Annotated in this window: 15 protein-coding genes and 1 riboswitch; of the genes, 2 read left to right on the top strand and 13 right to left on the bottom strand. The window is 65.7% G+C overall.

Annotated elements, in window-relative coordinates:
* Nucleotides 1-108: 108 nt before the first annotated feature.
* Both trpS and K7711_RS16460 read right to left on the bottom strand, forming a co-directional pair.
* Nucleotides 109-1,134 carry a tryptophan--tRNA ligase gene (gene trpS, locus K7711_RS16465; protein WP_222970268.1) on the bottom strand — a complete coding sequence of 342 codons (1,026 nt, stop codon included), beginning with the start codon at nt 1,132-1,134 and terminating at the stop codon, nt 109-111.
* A 64-nt stretch (nt 1,135-1,198) separates the two neighbouring features.
* Nucleotides 1,199-2,185 carry an oxygenase MpaB family protein gene (locus K7711_RS16460; protein ID WP_222970267.1) on the bottom strand — a complete coding sequence of 329 codons (987 nt, stop codon included), beginning with the start codon at nt 2,183-2,185 and terminating at the stop codon, nt 1,199-1,201.
* 99 nt (nt 2,186-2,284) lie between these two features.
* Between K7711_RS16460 and K7711_RS16455 the strand changes: the two genes are divergently transcribed.
* Nucleotides 2,285-2,920: a TetR/AcrR family transcriptional regulator gene (locus K7711_RS16455; protein ID WP_040819291.1), complete on the top strand. Its 636-nt coding sequence runs from the start codon at nt 2,285-2,287 to the stop codon at nt 2,918-2,920.
* Nucleotides 2,921-2,949: 29 nt separating this feature from the next.
* Here the strand turns inward: K7711_RS16455 and K7711_RS16450 are convergent, their stop codons facing one another.
* From K7711_RS16450 to K7711_RS16440, 3 genes are all read right to left on the bottom strand, one after another.
* A complete protein-coding gene (locus tag K7711_RS16450) occupies nt 2,950-3,420 on the bottom strand; it encodes a barstar family protein (RefSeq protein ID WP_222970266.1) in 471 nt (156 codons plus the stop codon).
* Nucleotides 3,421-3,467: 47 nt separating this feature from the next.
* Nucleotides 3,468-3,938, bottom strand: a complete 471-nt coding sequence (locus K7711_RS16445) for a guanyl-specific ribonuclease (RefSeq protein WP_222970265.1) — start codon at nt 3,936-3,938, stop codon at nt 3,468-3,470.
* 174 nt (nt 3,939-4,112) lie between these two features.
* Entirely contained in the window at nt 4,113-4,901 is a 789-nt protein-coding gene (locus K7711_RS16440; RefSeq protein WP_222970264.1) for an exodeoxyribonuclease III, read from the bottom strand.
* A gap of 69 nt (nt 4,902-4,970) precedes the next feature.
* On the opposite strand from K7711_RS16440, the gene ephH reads away from it, so the two are divergent.
* A complete protein-coding gene (gene ephH, locus K7711_RS16435) occupies nt 4,971-5,813 on the top strand; it encodes an epoxide hydrolase EphH (protein WP_222970263.1) in 843 nt (280 codons plus the stop codon).
* A gap of 515 nt (nt 5,814-6,328) precedes the next feature.
* Here the strand turns inward: ephH and K7711_RS16430 are convergent.
* The 8 genes from K7711_RS16430 to K7711_RS16395 all read right to left on the bottom strand — a co-directional run bounded on the left by K7711_RS16430 (nt 6,329) and on the right by K7711_RS16395 (nt 14,864).
* A complete protein-coding gene (locus K7711_RS16430) occupies nt 6,329-7,582 on the bottom strand; it encodes an acyl-CoA dehydrogenase family protein (RefSeq protein WP_222970262.1) in 1,254 nt (417 codons plus the stop codon).
* A 33-nt stretch (nt 7,583-7,615) separates the two neighbouring features.
* Nucleotides 7,616-8,485 (bottom strand): SDR family oxidoreductase, encoded by an 870-nt coding sequence (locus tag K7711_RS16425; RefSeq protein WP_222970261.1) that lies wholly within the window; start codon nt 8,483-8,485, stop codon nt 7,616-7,618.
* The gene (locus K7711_RS16420) at nt 8,485-9,372 is read right to left on the bottom strand and encodes a MaoC/PaaZ C-terminal domain-containing protein (RefSeq protein WP_222970260.1); all 888 of its coding nucleotides are present in this window, start codon (nt 9,370-9,372) and stop codon (nt 8,485-8,487) included. The genes K7711_RS16425 and K7711_RS16420 overlap by 1 nt, the downstream gene beginning before the upstream one ends.
* A 13-nt stretch (nt 9,373-9,385) precedes the next feature.
* Nucleotides 9,386-9,820 carry a type II toxin-antitoxin system Rv0910 family toxin gene (locus K7711_RS16415; RefSeq protein ID WP_040819279.1) on the bottom strand — a complete coding sequence of 145 codons (435 nt, stop codon included), beginning with the start codon at nt 9,818-9,820 and terminating at the stop codon, nt 9,386-9,388.
* Between the two features lie 77 nt (nt 9,821-9,897).
* On the bottom strand, nt 9,898-11,103 hold the full coding sequence (locus K7711_RS16410) for a lipid-transfer protein (RefSeq protein WP_222970259.1): 1,206 nt from the start codon (nt 11,101-11,103) through the stop codon (nt 9,898-9,900).
* 228 nt (nt 11,104-11,331) lie between these two features.
* Nucleotides 11,332-11,979 (bottom strand): TetR/AcrR family transcriptional regulator, encoded by a 648-nt coding sequence (locus tag K7711_RS16405; protein ID WP_222970258.1) that lies wholly within the window; start codon nt 11,977-11,979, stop codon nt 11,332-11,334.
* 70 nt (nt 11,980-12,049) lie between these two features.
* On the bottom strand, nt 12,050-13,186 hold the full coding sequence (locus K7711_RS16400) for an MFS transporter (protein WP_222970384.1): 1,137 nt from the start codon (nt 13,184-13,186) through the stop codon (nt 12,050-12,052).
* Nucleotides 13,187-13,646: 460 nt separating this feature from the next.
* A complete protein-coding gene (locus K7711_RS16395) occupies nt 13,647-14,864 on the bottom strand; it encodes an NADP-dependent isocitrate dehydrogenase (RefSeq protein ID WP_222970257.1) in 1,218 nt (405 codons plus the stop codon).
* A gap of 315 nt (nt 14,865-15,179) precedes the next feature.
* A riboswitch (SAM riboswitch) is annotated at nt 15,180-15,290 on the top strand.
* Nucleotides 15,291-15,364 lie beyond the last annotated feature (74 nt).

Raw genomic sequence — 15,364 nt, 5'->3', positions numbered from 1 at the left:
TGAATCCGCGCGGACGGTAACTCGACTGGCCGATCTCGCATCAGGGCGGCGGCCGCAGGCCGAGGCAGCGAAGACCACGTCCGCGCAGGCCCACTCCCTCGCGCGGATTCAGCGAGCCAGGAAGCCGACCCGGTCGTACACCTGCGCGAGAGTGTTGCCGGCGATCTCTCGCGCCCGCTCCGCTCCCGCGGCGAGAACGCGATCGAGTTCGCCCTGATCGCCCATATACTCTTGCACCTTCGCCTGCAGCGGGGTGACGAATTCCACGAGCGCGTCGGCGACGTCGCCCTTGAGCTCGCCGTATCCCTTGCCGACATAATCCTTTTCGAGTGTCACGATCGGCGTGTCGGTGAGCGAGGACAGGATCACCAGCAGATTGCTCACCCCCGGTTTGGTCTCCGGGTCGTAGCGGATCTCGCGCTCGGTGTCGGTCACCGCGGAGCGAATCTTCTTCGCCGACGCCTTCGGATCGTCGAGCAGATTGAGCAGGCCGGCGTCGGTGGCGGCCGACTTGCTCATCTTCGAGGTGGGATCCTGCAGGTCGTAGATCTTGGCGGTACCGGACACGATGTGCGGGTCGGGAACCACGAACGTCTTCTTGAAGCGAGTGTTGAACCGCTGCGCCAGATTCCGGGTCAGCTCCAGATGCTGGCGCTGATCCTCGCCGACCGGCACCAGGTGCGGGCGGTACAGCAGAATGTCCGCGGCCATCAGCACCGGATAGGTGAACAGGCCGACCGTCGCGTTGTCCGTGCCCTGTTTGGCGGACTTGTCCTTGAACTGCGTCATCCGGCTGGCCTCGCCGAATCCGGTGATGCAGTTCAGCACCCAGGTCAGCTCGGCATGTTCGGGCACCTGACTCTGCACGAACAGCGTCGAGCGCTTCGGGTCGATGCCCAGCGCCAGCAGCTGCGCCGCCGCGCGCTTGGTGCGATTGCGCAGCTGCTTGGGATCCTGCGGCACGGTGATGGCGTGCAGATCCGGAATGAAGTAGAGCGCCTCGAAGTCCTCCTGCAACTGCACCCAATACTGCAGCGCGCCAAGGTAATTGCCGAGGTGGAAAGAATCGCTCGTCGGCTGGATCCCGGACAGGACCCGCTGCTTGCGCTCACCGGTTGGTGCAGGACTGGACATGAGCCGATCCTAAACGGGACGACCAGCCTGGAAAGCACATGGGTGACTCATCGAGCACGCATCTTCAGACCGCATGCCTTTCCGCGTGGCTGCGGGGGTCCACGCCGGGCATGCTGGGGCGGCCCGAGCCGACGAGTTCCTTCTCGCGGCGGCCGAGCATGCGGTAGACCGGGGCGCTGGGTCCGGCGAGGGTGCCGTGCAGGACGCGCGGGGTCAGGGGTACGGAGGTGTGCGCGGTGCGGACCGCGCGGGACAGGGTGCGGAAGCCCAGTTCCTCGCGTCGACCCCAACGGATGTCGTACATCTCGCGGATGCGCGCGGGCAGACTGCCCTGGACCAGCAGGTGCACGCTGTTCACGACCTGATTCAGCGGGAGCGGCAGCGGATAGGGCACCTGCTGTCCGGCCAGGTACGAGCCCACCAGGCGGGCCTCGTCGGTGAGGTAGAGCTCCTCGGAATCGAGGTAGCCGTCGAAGTAGCGGCGGAACTCCGGATAGCTCGCGGGCGCGGCCTCGCGCGGCATGCCGAACAGCTCACCCCAGTACACGTAGTCCTGATACAGATCCTCGCGTTCGGTCGCGGTCAGCCTGCGGACCAGCAGGTCGTGCATGACCTCGGCCGAGTCGAAGGTGAATGCCATGGTCATGAACATCAGCTGCGGATCGTGCGCGGAATAGCCGGTCCCGGCGGGGTGGTGTGCGCCCGCATCCTCGGGCAGCGCGCCGTGCACCTTCGCATGCTTCTTGTCCGTGTACGACCGTGCCCGATCGGCCTCGGCCTTGGTGCCCAGGGCAACCGCCTCGAACAACCGGCCGGTGATGGCGAGTCGGGTGTACGGCGTCGTGCGGTGCGCGGTGTGCTCCGCGGTGCCGACGTACAGCAGCGGATTCACCGCACCGACGACCAGCGCGCGCTGCCCGTAGGTGAGCCCGACCGCCCGCTTGCGCATGACCCGGCGAATCATCGAATCGTCGGCGAAGTAACCCGCGTTCGAGACTCCGGGGACCGCGAGCCGCCGGAGCGGGCGACGGCCAAAGATACTGTCGGGCATCGTTGCCTCCTAGCTCAGAGCATCTGGCAAAAGCATCCCCCAGATCGATAATTCTGGCAATGGGAAGAACCAGAATTGTCGGCATGACAGAATCGACGGATGGCAGCGCAACGGACCTACGGCGGAGTCTCCGCACAGGAACGCCGCGCGCAGCGTCGTGCCGCCCTGCTCGAGGCGGCACTCGACATCATCGGCACCGAGGGGCTGGACCGCCTGACCGTGGCCGGGCTGTGCACCCGCGCCGGGCTGAACGAGCGCTACTACTACGAGAATTTCGACGGCCGCGACGCGGTGCTGGTCGCGCTGTTCGACGGCATCGCCGAGGAACTCGCCACCGCCATCCTCGCCGCGGCGCAGGACGCGCCGAGCGACACCTACGGCCGGGCGCACGCGGCCATCGCCGCGGGCATCCACGTCCTCACCGACGACCCGCGCAAGGCGCAGATCGCGCTGATCATCAGCGCTGCCACTCCCGAACTGCGGGCGCGGACCATGGACTCCATCCGCGGTTTCGCCGGTCTGGTCGCCGCCGAGGGCAGCGACTTCTACGCCATCGCCGGACCGAACGCGGATCCTTCGATCGGCTTCCGCGCCACCTACCTGGTCGGCGGTCTGGTGCAGACCCTCACCAGCTGGCTGCACGGCGATCTGCCGATGACCCGCGATCAGCTCATCGACCACACCACCGAGGTGTTCGTCCTGCTGGGCGAGGACCTGGCCCGTCGCCTGCGCTGAGCACCCCGGTCGGTCGTTCGGCGGGCGGCTCACATGCTGAGCGTGACCACCGGCAGCCCCTCCGGCGCGGCCTGCAATACGACACGGAACAGGCCCTCGTGCGCGGACCAGTACTGCGCGCAGTCGGTCATCGCCGAGACGAACCAATCCCGTTCGGCGGACCGCTCGGCCAGCAACTGTACCGAATCACGCACGACCGCAACATATCCCGGTGCCAGGCCGACGAATTCGTCCAGATCCCGCAGACATTCGTCGAAGGCGTCCTTGTTCTGCCCGAAGTAGTAGGGGAATTGGAAAGCCGCGGCGAACTCGTCGAAGACACCCGCGAGGGTGCGCATCTTCGACCCGCGCAGTTCGCGCACGACAAAGCCTTCCGGAGCCCGGAACCGCACGCCGCTGAATCCGCCCGCATCCACGGTCAGCGAACCCAGGACCGATGCGGTGGACGCATCCGGATCGGTACCGGTCAGAAAGTGTGCGAGTGTCGTCGCCTCACCCATCGAGAGCATCCCTTTCGAAAACCGCCGCGAGACCCGCTCCGAGCCCGTCAGCGCATCCTGGTGAACGTCTTGTAGTGGTCGCCGGTGTAGTAGGCCGATCCGTCGCTGCCGGTGATGATGCGTTCGGCATCGCGGGTCTGACCGCGTTTCTTCGGGTTGACATCCCATTCCTGGTAGCTGATCGCCTTACCCGAGGAATCGGTCTTGGCCAGTGAACCGCTGCGGTTCATCCACTGATCCCCGCCCTTGGTGCCCGGGGCGTTCGCCGAACCGGGCCAGCGACCCGCATCGATCTCGGTCAACGTCTGATAGGCGTGATCGGGCACGCTCGCGGCATGACTGGTGGCCGGCGCGGCAGTCCCCTTCGCCTGCACCGCAGCCGCCTTCGAGGACGTACTCGCCCCCACCGACGACGACTGCGACGAATGCCCGTGCGACACCAACAGCCCGATCACGATCACGACAATCGCCGCACCGAGCCCGAGCAAACTCTGAATTCTCTTGCTGGACAGCTTCATCGGCACTGCACCGTCACCGGAGTGTGGTCGGATCCCGCAATACAGGCCAAGTTACGCGCCTCACCGGCCGCACGGCTCTCAGTCATGGAACACGAATCTACGTCACCTGCCCGTCCGCGCAACACGGCCGCAACATCGCCCGCCGCCCGGTTCCGAATTCCCTCCCCGAACGGGTCAGCGGTACTGCACCGTGACGGGAGCGTGATCGGACCAGCGCAGGTGGTAGTCGGCGGCGCGCTCCACGATGGCCTGTTTGGCGCGCTCGGCGATACCGCCGCGGGCGAGCTGGTAATCGATCCGCCAACCGGCGTCGTTGTCGAAGGCGCGGCCGCGGTAGGACCACCAGCTGTACGGGCCGGGGACGCCGGGGTGCAGGGTGCGGACGACGTCGACGTAGCCTGCGGCGATCATCTCGTCGATCCAGGCACGTTCGCCGGGCAGGAATCCGGACTTCTTGACGTTGCCCTTCCAGTTCTTGATGTCGAGTTCGGTGTGTGCGACGTTCCAGTCGCCACTGATCACGAAATCGCTGGTCTGTGCCTTCATGTGGGCACCCAGCTCGCTCAGGAAACGATACTTCTCGTCCTGCATCGGCGTCTGCGCCTCACCGGTGTGCACATAGACGCTGGCCACGGTGAGTTCCTCGAACTCGGCCTCGATATAGCGGCCGAGCCCGTCGAATTCCGCGCTGCCGAATCCGATGCGCACCGCCAGCGGTTCGCGGCGGGACAGGATCGCCACCCCGGCGCGCCCCTTCGTACCCGGCTCGGCATGGGCGAGATGCCAGCCGGCATCGAGTGCGGGCGTCAGCGCCTTGCGGGTCTGCTCCTCGGTCGCGCGCGTTTCCTGCAGGCAGATGACGTCGGCCTCGGTGACCGCGAGCCACTCGAGCATGCCCTTCCCCGTCTTACCGGTGGCCGCGCGCACCCCGTTGACATTGATCGAACTGATGATATTGGCCACCGAAAGACCGTACAATGCTGGTCAGACGCACTCCCTGCGGACACCGTGGTCCAGAAAGGGGTGAGGACGATGATGTCAGGCACCGCCCCGCTCACGCCGACCAAAGCCCTGCACACGGGCTCGGGCGATCCACTTCTGCTGCTGCACGGATTCATGCTCTCCCCACACTGCTGGGAATCGGTGGCGCAGCGACTGTCGAGCACCTGCGAGGTCTACGCTCCGGCCCTGCGCGGCCACTGGGGCGGTCCGCAACTCGACGGATGGTATATCGACGTCGCCACACTCGCCGATCAGATCGAGAATCAACTCGACGAATTGGGTTGGCGCACCTGCCATATCGCGGGAAATTCACTCGGCGGCTGGGTCGGCTTCGAACTCGCCCGGCGCGGGCGGGCCCGCACACTCACCGCCATCGCCCCGGCCGGCGGCTGGGCGAACCCGTCACTGTTGCAGATTCGGGTCGGGGTGAAATTCCTGTCCCTGGTGCCGATGGTGGAGATCGGTAAGCGGATCGGTGGCACGGTCAAATTGAGTGCTCCGGCAAGACAATTCGCGTCGCTGTTCCTGAGCAAGAACACCTCGGCGGTGCCGCGGCGGCTGATCGAGGCGGCGATCACCTCGGCGATGCACTGCCCGGCGATGCTGCCGCTGCTGGCCAGCGGGCTGCGGATGCCCGCGCTCGAGGATATGTCCACCTTGCGTACGCCGGTGCGGCTGCTGATGTGTGAGAACGATCGGGTGATACCGAATCAGCCTTATGCGCAACGGTTTCTGCGTGAGCTGCCCGAGTCCGCGGATCGGATACTGGTGCACGGGGTTGGGCATGTGCCGATGTTGGAGGCTCCGGATCGGATCGCGACGTTGATCGCGGAGCATGTTTATGCGAGTCGGTCGCATTTGCGGGCTGTGTGATTGGGCGAAGGTAGGGGTGTTCGCCTCCGCGGGCTCCGGCGGGAGTGAGTGAGGGGCTGGCGGCCTCCGCAGGCTCCGGCGGGAGTAGGTCTGTATTTTTGGCCTCCGCTTCGCTGCGGCGGGTTTTCGGCGCTGTAAGGCTCGTCGCTGCGCCCTCGAGACTCGGCCTTCGGCCATGCGCTTCGAGGGCGCAGCGACGAGCCCGCGCCGAAAACCTTGGAGTTGGTGTTGTTGAGCCTTTCGCTTCGCGGGCGACTACCAGCGGGATAGAGACGTTTCGCCGCTGGGCACGCGGGAGGTGGCCGGGGATGGCTCGGGCTCTCACGTGAGCGCGGGGCTCGCCTGCGGCATCGGGGAGTGTGGGTGGTCTGGGGAGTGTTTCGAGGTGTGGGCGACTACCGGTGGGACGGAGACGCTTCGCCGCTGAGCACGCGGGACGTAGCCCGGTCAGCCCCGTCCCTCACGGAGGCGCGGGGCTCGCCTGCGGCATCGTTGTCGGGTTGGTGAGTGTTGGGTTAGTGGGCTAGTAGGCCCTTGGCTACGTGGGTTATCTGGATTTCGTTGCTGCCTGCGTAGATCATCAAGGACTTGGCGTCGCGGGCCAGTTGTTCGACTCGGTATTCGGTCATGTAGCCGTTGCCGCCGAAGAGTTGGATGGCGTCCATGGCCACCTCGGTGGCCGCTTCGGAGGAGTAGAGCTTCATGGCCGACGCTTCCGCCAGGGTGGGCGGTTTACCGGCCTGGGCGCTCTCCAGGGCGTTGAAGACCATGTTCTGCACATTGATTCGCGCGACCTCCATCTTCGCCAACTTGAGCTGGATGAGTTGGAAGCGGCCGATCTCCTGGCCCCACAGGGTGCGGTTCTTGGCGTAATCGATGCACAGGCGGTGACATTCGTTGATGATGCCCAGTGCCATGAATGCCACGCCGATCCGCTCGGCGGTGAAACTCGAACGGGCGCTTTCCCGTCCGTCGCCGCCCTTGTGCTCCTCGGTCTCGCCGAGCAGGCGATCACGGCCCAGCCGCACGTTGTCGAAGAACAGTTCACCGGTGGGCGAGGCGTGCAGGCCCATCTTCCGGAACGGTTTGCCCTGGGTGAAGCCCTCCATCCCCTTGTCCAGCACGAAGGTGAGCACCTTGCGCTCGCGCCGGTCGGCGCCGTCGCCCTCGTCGAGTTTGGCGTAGACGATCACCGTGTCCGCGTACGGACCGTTGGTGATGAACGTCTTACGACCGTTGAGGATGTAGTCCTCGCCGTCGCGGCGAACGTAGGTCTTCATTCCGCCGAACGCGTCCGAACCCGAGTCGGGTTCCGTGATCGCCCACGCCGCAACCTTTTTCATGGTCACGATGTCGGCGAGCCAGCGCTCCTTCTGCGCGAGCGTGCCCCGGGACATGATGGTGGTCGCGCCGAGACCGAGGCTGACGCCCATCGCGGACACCAAACCCATACAGACACCGGACAATTCGCCGATCAGCACCGCCATCATCGACTGCTGCCCACCGAACGGCCCACCGCCGGAGGACTTCTCCCGCTTCGGTTCCGAATCCGCCCCGGCTTCGGCCCGAGCCCGCTCCTTGGCCAGCATCTTCTCGACCGACTCCGCACCGAGCGCATCGATCCCGAACTCCGCGAACAGCTTGCGGATGATCGGATACGGCGTCATCTCGCCGCTCTCCATCGCATCCACGTGCGGCCGAACCTCTTTGTCGATGAACGCTCGCACCGCGGCGCGGATCATCTCATCGGTCTCGGACCATTCGAACATCGTTGTCCTCCAAATATTTCGAACCGGGGGGGATCAGGGCAACCGGACGGAGATGTCGTCGATCGTCCAGGGGCCCTCGGTCTCGATCGTCTTCACGTCGTGCCAGCCCGCCAACTCGGAGATGGCCCCGCCCTGCACCGCGAACACCTTGCCGGTCATCGGGCATTTGTCCGAGGCCAGATAGGCGACCAGCGGGGAGATGTTGGCCGGGCTGAACGCGTCGAACTCGCCCTCGGGGACCTCCGCGGCGAAGATCGCGCCCATACCGGGCGTGGCCAGGGTCAACCGGGTGCGCGCCATCGGGGCGATCGCGTTGACCCGCACGCCGTATCGGTCCAGCTCCTCGGCGGCGACCAGTGTCAGCGCGGCGATACCGGCCTTGGCCGCACCGTAATTCGCCTGTCCCGCATTGGGAATCGTGACGCCCGAGGCCGAGGCGGTGTTGACCACCGCGGCAGTGGGCTGATTCCCCTTCTTGGACTGGTCCTTCCAGTACGTAGCCGCATGCCGCAGCACGTTGAAATGCCCCTTCAGATGGACCGCGATCACCGCGTCCCACTGCAATTCCTCGAGTCCCGCGACGAATCCGTCGCGCAGGATGCCCGCGTTGTTGACCACCACGTCGAGTCGACCGAACTCCGAAACAGCCTGATCAACAAGGTTCTTCGCACCATCCCACAGCGCGACGCTGTCGGTGTTGGCACAGGCGCGACCACCCGCGGCGACGATCTCGTCCACCACTTCCTGCGCCGGACCACTGTCGGCGCCCGCACCGGTGTTGTCGCCGCCGAGGTCGTTGACCACCACACTCGCGCCCTCACGGGCGAACAGCAGCGCGTGCTCGCGCCCGATCCCCCGGCCGCCGCCGGTGATCACCGCGACCTTACCTTCCAATGCACCCATCACTTCTCCTCGATCTCGGCCAGACCGTCGCTGAGCACGACGTCCTCGCCGCGCACGGTCTCGAATGCGTACGTGGTGATGCCGTTGCCGGACTTCACTTTCCAGATGCGTGTCACCAGATCGTCGCCGGGGAACACGAGTCCGGCGAACCGGACGGCGAACCGGCGCACCCGGCTCACGTCGGATTCACCGACCTCGGTGAGCACCGCCCAGGAGGCGAAGGCCATCGTGCACAGGCCGTGCGCGATGATGCCGGGCAGTCCGGCGTCCTTCGCGACCTCCTCGTCCAGGTGCAGCGGCACCGGATCGCCCGATGCCGGAGCGTAGCGGAAGGTCTGGTCCTGATCCACATGCTGCGGCACCACCGCGATCGGCTCCTGCGCGCGCAGGGCCTCGTCGAATCCGTGCGGCGGAGCCGATTCCCCGACCGTGCGGCCCGCGTCGACATTGCGGAAGAATGCGGTCAGATACTGCTCGTTGACCGGATCCCCTGCCGCGGAACGGGTTTCGATGTGAATGGTGATCGTGCTGCCGCTGCTGCGACTCGCGTAGCCGATCGCGCGGGCCCTGGCCACCAGCGTCTCACCCGGCCGAATCGGGCGGTGGAAGTGAAAGTCCTGCTCTCCGTGCACAACTCGGCCGAAGATATCCATCGGGGCCACGTCGATCACCGGAACCAGCATGGCGTCGAACACCGGGACTATCGCGAAAACCGGAGAGGCGACCTCACCGGCGCGATGCGCGGCGATCGGATCGTTCGTGGCAGCGGCGTATTCGGCGATCCGCTCCCGGGTCACCTCGAAACGTTCCTCGTCGGACCAGGTGTTCAGCCCCGAGTCGTCGAATTCGACTGTCTTGACGCCACTCACGCTGCGTGCCCCTGGCATGTACAGCGGCCGTTCATGCCGCGGCCAGAGTGTCGAGCGCATCGAGGGAGGTCTCGAGTTGCTTCATGCCGTCCTTCTCCACGGCCTTGCCGAGTGCGCCCTTGATCAGCGCGCCCTCGAAATCGCCCTGGAGGGAGAGTTCGCTGCCCTCCCCGGCACCGGAGATCCGGAAGGTGAATTCGACCTTCACACCGGCCATTCCGGTCGCGCCCAAGGTGAGGGTGCTCGGCGCTTCGACCGCGACGACGTTCCATTCGAACTTGTTCGCCATACCCAGCATCACGACCTTGGCGACCAGCTTGCTGCCGACCTCGAGCGTGGCCGGTGGTTCCTCCATCCAGCGCTCGTGAATGGAGAACCAGTCGCCCCAGGTGTTCGGATTGCCGACCACGGCCCACAGCGCCTCGGGTCCGGCTGCCATCTTCTTGGTGTACTCGATATGTCCCATGCTGCTACTCCTCGTCGAGTTCGGTTGCCGGACATGACATTCCGGTGGATGCGGACCGAGCAGGCCGCGATCAGCGATCAGCGATCGGCGCGCCGGTATGCCGTGACGACGGCCGCGCCGCCGAGGCCGATGTTGTGCTGCAGTGCGGCGGTCACATTCGGGACCTGGCGTTTGTCGGCCGTGCCGCGCAGCTGCCAGGTCAGTTCCGAACACTGGGCCAATCCGGTGGCGCCCAGGGGATGTCCCTTGGAGATCAGTCCGCCCGACGGGTTGACCACCCATTTGCCGCCGTACGTCGTCTGATTCGCGTCCAGGAGCGCGGGGGCCTCACCCGGAGCGCACAGGCCCAGCGCCTCGTAGGTCAGCAACTCGTTGGCGGAGAAGCAGTCGTGCAGCTCGATCACCTGGAAGTCCGCCGGACCCAGGCCGGACTGCGCGTATACCTGTTGCGCGGCTTGCACATTCATGTCGTAGCCGATGAGGTTCTTGGCCGTGCCGTCGAAACTGGACCGAAAGTCGGTGGTCATCGCCTGCCCGACGATCTCCACCGCCTGTCCGGCCAGATCGTGCTCGTCGACGAAGGACTCCGAGGCCAGGACCACCGCACCGGATCCGTCGGAGGTCGGCGAGCACTGCAGTTTGGTCAGCGGGTCGTAGATCATCCGCGCGCCGAGGATGTCGTCGAGGGTGTACTCGTCCTGGAACTGCGAATACGGGTTGTTGACCGAATGCTTGTGGTTCTTGAACCCGATCTTCGCGAAATGCTCCGCGGTGGTGCCGTATTGCTTCATGTGCTCGCGGCCCGCGGCGCCGAACATCCAGGGTGCGACCGGAAAGAGCACCTCGGAGATCTCGGCCATCGCCATGATGTGCTTGCCCATCGGCTGTTCCCGGTCGTCCCAGGTCGATCCGAGCGAGCCGGGCTGCATCTTCTCGAATCCCAGGGCGAGGGTGCACTCGGCCAGACCGCCCCGAATCGCCTGTGCCGCAAGGTAGAGCGCGGTCGATCCGGTCGAGCAGTTGTTGTTGACGTTGACCACGGGAATACCGGTCATCCCCAGCTCGTAGACCGCACGCTGGCCCGAGGTGGATTCGCCGTAGACGTAGCCGACATACGCCTGCTGCACCTGCTCGTACGAGATTCCGGCGTCGGCCAGGGCTTTGGTGCCCGACTCGCGCGCCATATCCGGGTAGTCCCAGTCGCTGCCGTCCTCGTTCTTGCGACGCCCCGGCTTCTCGAACTTCGTCATGCCGACGCCGACAACGTAGACCTTGTTCGCCATGGAACTCCTCACCTCCTCACCGCCGACCGCACGAGGGCGACGGCGGCCACGACTCCCGCAGGACCGAATAAAACAAACATACAAACCTGTATGTAACACCGCAAGAGATGTTCCCTGAGAAGATGTCGAGTTCAGGCGATGCCGATGACATACACCCCGCGACGCACTCCCGCCCTCGGAATGCTTCGCCGCCAACCGAGGCTTCGACGGGAGCGAAGCCGAGCGGGATCAGTCGACGGTGAGGTCCAGACCCGCGAGCAAGGATTCGGCGGCCGCACGCAGATGTGCCGAGGCGCGACGCCAACGGCGTTGGGCGCGTTCAGGATCGGGAGAGATGAAGTTGGACACCAGGATTCCGCGCAGAGCGTCCATGGCGGTGTAGACGAAATCGCGAACCTCTTTGCGCCGCAACTCGTCCGGGACGAACTGCGCGACCGACATCAGCACCGCGTTGTTGACGAAGGGTTCGACCTTCTCCAGCTCGGTGGCCAGCACCGCATCGGTGCGGCCGGCCACCCACAGCTCCATCGCGGCGATGAACAGCGGGCCCTGATGCAGCGTCCAGAGCGAATCGAGCATCGCGCCGATCGGATCGCCCCCGACCTGCACCCGGCCGAGTTCGCGCATGGCCGCCTCGGTGCGGCGCTGCGCCAGATGGCTGATCGCGGCCACCACCAGATCGGTCTTGGAGCCGAAATGATGCACCTGCGCACCACGGGTGACGCCCGCCCGCTCGGCCACCCGCGGGGTCGTGGTCCCGGCATAGCCGTACTCGACCAGGCAGTCGATGGTCGCATCGAGCAGCCGCACCCGCATCTCACTGCTGCGCTGCTCCTGCGTCCGGCGCAGCGGCTTGGACGGTGCGGGCCTGGTCATTCCGGGAATTCTACACTTACGTTCAGGCGTGAATGGAAATGTCGTTCGCTGTCGTCTCGCCGGACGCGGGTCAGGCAGTACGCCGGGCGAGGCGGACGGTAATGGTGAACAGCAGCACGCCGGCCACGGCGAGCCCGGCTCCGACCACCGCGGGTGCGGTGTAGCCGAGTCCCGCCGCGATCACGCGTCCGCCCAGCCACGCACCCGCCGCGTTGGCGATGTTCAGTGCGGCGTGGTTCAGTGCGGCCGCGAGGGTCTGGGCGTCGTGGGCGACATCCATCAACCGGGTCTGCAAGCCGGGTGACAATGCCGCGCCCGCCGCGCCGACCAGGAATGCGCCCACCGCCGCGGAGATCGGATTATGTGCTGCGGCAACGAATCCCCCGAGGATGATCACCATCGCGATCAACGCGGCGAACACCGAGGAGTCCACGCCACGATCGGCCAGCACGCCGCCCAGGATGCTTCCGACGATCATGCCGATCCCGAACAGCGCCAGCACCAGCGGAACCAGATTCAGCGATAATCCGGCCACATCGGTGAGCGTCGTGGTGATGTAGGTGTAGACCGCGAACATGCCACCGAAGCCGACCGCGCCGACCAGCAGGGTCAACAACACCTGCTTGCGGCGCAGCGCACCGAGTTCGGTGCGCGGGTCGGTGACCCGGATTCCGGAGAGTTCGGGCACGAATCGGACGATGGTGAAAACCGTCGCCAATCCGATCGCGGCGACCACGAGATAAGCGTCCCGCCAGCCCAGATTCTGGCCGAGCCAGGTAGCAGCGGGAACGCCGACAACGTTGGCGGCGCTCAACCCCAGCATAACCGCGGCAATCGCCTTCGCGCGCTGTCCCGCCGGAGCCAACGTCGCCGCGGCCAACGAGGCGACGCCGAAGTACGCGCCGTGCGGCAGTCCGGAGACGAACCGGGCCAGCACCAGCGTGCCGAACGTCGGTGCGAGCACGGTCGCGAGATTGCCCACCGTGAACGCGACCATGAGCACGATCAGCAGCCGCTTGCGCGGTACCCGCGCGCACAGCGCGGCGATCACCGGCGCGCCGACCACCACACCCAGCGCATACGCCGACACGCTGTACCCGGCCGACGGCTCGGACACGTGCATGGCCTGCGCGATATCCGGCAGCAGGCCCATCGTGACGAATTCGGTCGTGCCGATGCCGAATCCGCCCAGCGCCAGCGCCAGCATCGCGGGAATGTGCCAGCTCGTGCGCGGCGACGGCACATCCTGCGGCGACTGGACGGCCGGATCACTGTCACGACGGGCGGGCGAGGGCTGCGCGGACACTTCGGACGCGGAGAGGGATTCGGGCACGGTCACCGGCAACGCGACGACGACCGGGCCCGATACCCGGGTCGTCGGTGATCTCCCTCACCGTCCGCGACGTCGATTCCGAGCGGATTCCGAATCGGCTCGGCGGCAACGGTTTCCGCTATGGACCCGACCGGGATACACCGCGCTGTAACCGGAATCACCGCACCGCGCGCCCGATCGGCCGCCGGTGGCGAGCCGGGGTTCGCGCCGCTTCCGGCGAAGCACACCGGTCACCGGAAACAGTTCGGGCACCCGCGGCCACCGCATGCGGTGGGGGCGGGTGCCCGGTGTTTCAGCTCGTCGCGGCGGCGTTCGCGCCGGACGAGCAACCAGCTCAGCTCAGCTGGCGCGCCAGGTTGGCATCGAGAACGCCGAGGAACTCCTCGGTGGTCAGGTAGCCCTGATCGCCGCCGACCAGCAGCGCGAGGTCCTTGGTCATCTGGCCGTCCTCGACGGTCTTGATGACGACGTCCTCGAGGGTCTGCGAGAAGCCGATCACCTCGGGGGTGTTGTCCAGCTTGCCGCGATGAGCCAGGCCACGGGTCCACGCGAAGATCGACGCGATCGGGTTGGTGGAGGTGGGCTTGCCCTGCTGGTGCATCCGGTAGTGCCGGGTGACGGTGCCGTGTGCGGCCTCGGCCTCGCAGGTCTTGCCGTCCGGGGTCATCAGCACCGAGGTCATCAGGCCCAGCGAGCCGAAGCCCTGCGCGACGGTGTCGGACTGGACGTCGCCGTCGTAGTTCTTGCACGCCCAGACGTAACCGCCCTCCCACTTCAGTGAGGAGGCGACCATGTCGTCGATCAGGCGGTGCTCGTAGGTCAGACCGGCCGCGTCGAACTGCGGCTTGAACTCGGTCTCGAACACCTCCTGGAAGGTGTCCTTGAACATGCCGTCGTAGGCCTTCATGATGGTGTTCTTCGTCGACAGATACACCGGATAGTTCTGCTGCAGACCGTAGTTCAGCGAGGCCCGCGCGAAGTCCTCGATCGACTTCTTGAAGTTGTACATACCCATCACGACGCCGCCGTCCTCGGGCATCTTGACGACCTCGTGGACGATCGGCTCGCTGCCGTCCTCCGGGGTGAAGGTGAGCGTGACGGTACCGGCCTGGTGCACCTTGAAGTCGGTGGCGCGGTACTGGTCGCCGAAGGCGTGGCGGCCGATGATGATCGGCTTCGTCCAACCCGGGACCAGACGCGGAACGTTCGAGATGATGATCGGTGCGCGGAAGATGGTTCCGCCGAGGATGTTGCGGATGGTGCCGTTGGGCGACCGGTACATCTTCTTGAGGCCGAATTCCTCGACGCGCGCCTCGTCGGGGGTGATGGTGGCACACTTCACGCCGACGCCGTGCTCCTTGATGGCGTTGGCGGCGTCGATGGTCACCTGGTCGTCGGTCTTGTCCCGGTACTCGATACCGAGGTCGTAATACTCGAGATTCACATCGAGGTACGGGTGAATCAGCTTGTCTTTGATGAACTGCCAGATGATTCGGGTCATCTCGTCGCCGTCGAGTTCGACGACGGTTCCCTCAACCTTGATCTTGGACATGGATCTTCGTGTCCTCCTAGGATGGTGCTCCCATTGTTCCGCCAGGTGAACACGCTTGTGAGCGGACCCAGCTGTTCAACAGACAACGTATACGCCCCGTGTTGTCCACGAGACTCGAGGTGCCAAACAGAACAAGCGTACTGGTGCGGTGGATCTCATCGGCATCGGACCTACCTCGATTGATACATCTGTCACATTTACGCATGTCGACTTTACTGCGTACAACCCCTGCGGTAGGCGGCAAATTCCGGCCGGACCTGGTGAAATCCACCACGGGTTTCGAACTCCCGCGGGCTCCGGCTACGATGTCCGGAAGGTCATGAGCACCAGCGCCAAGCCCCGGCTCGCTGGTCGGCAACCCTCCTGTTGCGGTGGGGTGCTCCGGGTGATGACCGGGCTCCCGAGGGTCGGGAGCAAGCGCGATCATCAGGAGGAATTCCGAAATGTGTTGTAGCCGTCCATTATCCGGACCCCGCTGACGCCCGCCGGCAGACCTCTCG

This window comes from Nocardia coffeae, assembly GCF_019890715.1.
GTDB classification, from domain to species: domain Bacteria; phylum Actinomycetota; class Actinomycetes; order Mycobacteriales; family Mycobacteriaceae; genus Nocardia; species Nocardia jiangxiensis.
The sequence above is the reverse complement of the archived record's forward strand: the minus strand, read 5'-3'. Positions and strand labels throughout refer to the sequence as shown.